The sequence below is a fragment of the Pseudomonas sp. genome (assembly GCF_040514055.1).
GTDB lineage: Bacteria > Pseudomonadota > Gammaproteobacteria > Pseudomonadales > Pseudomonadaceae > Aquipseudomonas.
Genome location: NZ_JBEVDL010000051.1, coordinates 1 through 4,034, shown reverse-complemented (window position 1 = coordinate 4,034; position 4,034 = coordinate 1). Strand labels below are relative to the sequence as shown.

At 60.4% G+C, this 4,034-nt stretch carries 2 protein-coding genes; one reads left to right on the top strand and one right to left on the bottom strand.

Annotation, left to right across the window (positions count from 1 at the left end; genetic code table 11):
- Positions 1-1,030: amino acid permease (locus ABWY06_RS12255; RefSeq protein ID WP_353925845.1), on the bottom strand; the 1,030-nt coding region annotated here is incomplete at its 3' end.
- 482 nt (positions 1,031-1,512) lie between these two features.
- On the opposite strand from ABWY06_RS12255, the gene ABWY06_RS12250 reads away from it, so the two are divergent.
- The coding region (locus tag ABWY06_RS12250; protein ID WP_353925844.1) for a transglycosylase domain-containing protein at positions 1,513-4,034 on the top strand (2,522 nt) is incomplete at its 3' end.

Here is a 4,034-nt window from a genome sequence, read left to right as displayed (position 1 = left end):
GACGCGGCACGCCGTTGCTGGAGGTCTTGGCGAAACCGGCTGGGGCCTGGCCGTTCTGCGCCAGGCTGTAGAGCATGCGCCCGGTGCTGAAGATGCCGCCATTGCAGGACGACAGCGCGGCCGTGATCACCACAAAGTTGATGATGCCAGCGGCGGTCTTGATGCCCAGGCGCTCGAAGGTCATCACAAACGGACTGCCCTGGGTGCCAATTTCGTTCCACGGGTAGATCGACAGGATCACGAACAACGCGCCGACGTAGAACAGCAGGATCCGCCAGAACACCGAGCCGATGGCGCTGGGAATGGTCTTCTGCGGGTTTTTCGCTTCACCGGCGGTCAGGCCGATCATCTCCACGCCGAGGTAGGCGAACATGACCATTTGCAGGGACATCAACACGCCCTGCACGCCGTTTGGCATGAAACCACCGTGGGTCCAGAGATTGGAAATCCCCAGGGCCACACCGTCGTTGCCGAAACCGAAGGCGATGATGCCGATACCACCCAATACCATCGCAATGATGGTGACGATCTTGATCAGGGCGAACCAGAATTCGAATTCACCGAAGGCTTTCACCGCGATCAGGTTGATCGAGCCCATGCTGACCAGCGCGGCGAGCGCCCAGATCCAGCGCGGCACATCGGGGAACCACACGCCCATGTACACCGCCACGGCGGTGATTTCCGCGACACAGGTCACCAGCCACAGGAACCAGTAGTTCCAGCCGGTCAGGAAGCCCGCCAGCGGGCCGAGGTAGTCCTGGGCGTAACGGCTGAACGAGCCGGCGACCGGGTTGTGCACGGCCATTTCGCCGAGCGCGCGCATGATCACCAGGATGGCCAGGCCGCCAATGATGTAGGACAGCATGATGGCCGGGCCAGCCATTTCGATGGCCTTGGCCGAACCCAGGAACAGACCGACGCCGATACAGGCACCGAGCGCCATCAAGCGAATATGCCGTTCGCCGAGTTCGCGTTTGAGCGGGCCGCCTTGAGCGGTCTCGCCGTGGGGCAACTGATTGCCTACGGGCATGGGGTACAACCTCGTCTTGTTATTGGATATATCCACCGAGCGGCGAAGCGTTGACCGATAAGCCAGCGCCTCCCGTAACCGACCCTGCTTCATGGGCAGAACCGTCTTGCAGGGCAAAACCTGCGCGATCAGCGGGGGGTGCAGTATAAAAAGCTCGCGACAGAGATTTTCACTCTATAAATCACAAAAATCAGGTGTAAATCTCGGTAAAAGCGCTATCTACGGAGATGGATTGCCTAGGCTTTGTAGGATTTTTCGCTTTTGAAACGGCGGCGAGTATTGCACGGTATTGGTGCGTCGTCATGTTTCGGTAATGCTCTGGACGCCTCTGGATCGGCCCTGTAGGAGCTGCCGAGTGCAACGAGGCTGCGATCCTTTGACTTTGTTGTGTGAAAGCAGGATCAAAAGATCGCAGCCTGCGACAGCTCCTACTAAGCTTCAGACAAGTCCGATCAATCTGCGCGTGAATGGATCAATCGACTATGGGCGCTTTAGAACAAACCGATTCGAGTAAAAACGTGGTCCAGACTGAACCTGTGGATGAAGCGCCAATACCTGAAAAACCTCCTCGCAGTCGCGTCAAGCACGGCTGGAAAGCGTTTTGGCTGTTAGTGGTGATCATTGCAATTGTCCTGGGCCTCGCGGCGTCCAAGGAGATGCGCACGTCACGGTTTCAAGCTCGGGAAGCCAGCAAGTTCGCCAAGACCCTGAGCTATGAACTCAAACCCGGTCCCACCGACTCGATCCGCTACCCTGGCGCTGGCCCCTTCGATTTGCGCCTGGGTTACAGCTCGCTGGGCGAGTTCCTGCCGCGCCTGCTCAAGCGTGATTACGTGATTTCCGCCCAGACCCGGTTTTCTCCTGCCCTGATGGACTACACGGGCAAGGGCCTGTTCGTGCCTTATGCGGAGAAAATCCAGGCGGGATTGTCGATCACCGATTGCCGCGCCAACCCCTTGTACCAGTACAAGTATCCGCAACAGCTCTATTCCAGCTTCGAGGCGATCCCGCCGGTGGTGGTCAACAGCCTGCTGTTCATCGAAAACCGCTTTCTGCTCGACCCACGCCAGCCCCTGGCCAACCCGGCTGTGGACTGGCCGCGATTCGGCATGGCGGCCTATACCCAGGTCGCCAAGATGCTGCACCTGCCCGGTCAATCGGCAGGCGGCAGCACCCTGGCCACGCAACTGGAGAAATATCGGCACTCACCCGACGGGTTGACCGTGTCGGGCGGGGAAAAGATTCGCCAGATGGTTTCCGCCACCGTGCGCGCCTATCAGGATGGGCCGCAAACGCTCAAGGCCCGGCAGAACGTGGTGCGCGATTACCTCAACAGCGTGCCGCTGTCGGCGGTGCCGGGCCACGGTGAGGTCCATGGCATGGCCGAGGGTTTGCGCGTGTGGTACGGCGCCGACTTCAACACGGCCAATAAAACCCTGGCGAGCGATGCCACGGATGCAAAGAGCCTGGCGGACAAAGGCCTGGCCCTGCGCGAAATGCTGTCCTTGATGATTGCCCAACGTCGTCCTTCCCATTACCTGACCAAGGGTCGCGATGAACTGGCCGACCTCACCGACAGCCACATTCGCCTGCTTGCACAGAACGGCGTGATCGATGCGCCCTTTGCCGCCGCGGCATTGGCGAGCAAAGTGACCTATCGCGACTGGGCCACCCAACCGACCATTCAACCGATCGAAACCAACAAGGGCATCAGCGTGGCACGCAGCCGCCTGGCCGGGCTGCTCAATCGTCCGCTGTACGATCTCGACCGGCTCGACCTCTCGGCCACCAGCACCCTGCAAGGCGACCTGCAAACCCAGGCCACCGCCTACCTCAAGCGCCTGGCCGACCCGGCCTATGCCGCTGAAATCGGCCTGATGGGCGAACGCTTGCTGACCCCCACCAGCACCACCCAGGTGCGCTACAGCTTCACCCTGTTCGAACTGACCCCGGATGGCTCGCGGGTGCGGGTGCAGACCGACAGCACCGACCAGCCGTTCGACATCAATGAAGGCAGCAAACTGGAACTGGGCTCCACGGCAAAAATGCGCGTGCTGACCACTTACCTGCAGATCATTGCCGAGTTGCACGACAAATATGCCGAGATGAGTGTCCCGGACCTGAAGAAAGTCGAGGTGCCGGAGCAGGATCGCCTGAGCCGCTGGGTGGTCGACTACCTGATCCAGAACAAGGACCACGGCCTGCAACCCATGCTCGGCGCCGCGCTGGATCGCAAGTACTCCGCCAGCCCCGGCGAAGCGTTTTTCACCGGTGGCGGCTTGCATGTGTTTCATAACTTCCGCAAGGAAGACAACGGGCGCAACCCGACCTTGCGCGATTCCCTGCGTGAGTCGATCAACCTGCCGTTCATTCGCCTGATGCGCGACCTGGTGCGCTACACCACCTATTCGGGCCCCAACAACCGGGCCGAACTGCTCAAGGATGATCGCGACCCTCGGCGCCAGGAATACCTGGCCTCGTTCGCCGACCGCGAAGGCACGTCGTTCCTGCTCAAGTTCTGGAAGAAATACAAGAACAAGGACACCCAGGCGCGGCTCGAGACCTTCCTCGACAGCATGCGCCCGACCCCCATCCGCCTGGCCGCCGTACACCGTTACCTGTTACCCCACGCCAGCCAGCAAAGTTTCAACACCTTTGTGCGTTCGCACCTCACAGGCGAAAAGTCCACCGACAAGGAGAAACTCACCGACGAGCGCCTCGAACGCCTGTACCTCGCCTATGGTCCCGGCACCTACGACTTGCCCGACCAGGGCTTCATCGCCAAGGTCCACCCGTTGGACCTGTGGATGATGGGCTACCTGCTGACCCACCCGGACGCCACGTTCAAGGACATCGTCAAGGCCAGCCAGTTCGAGCGCCAGGAAGTCTACAGCTGGTTGTTCAAGAGCCGTCACAAGGGCGCCCGTGACAACCGTATCCGCACCATCCTGGAAATCGAAGCGTTCCTCGACATCCACCAGCGCTGGCAGAAAGTTGGCTATCC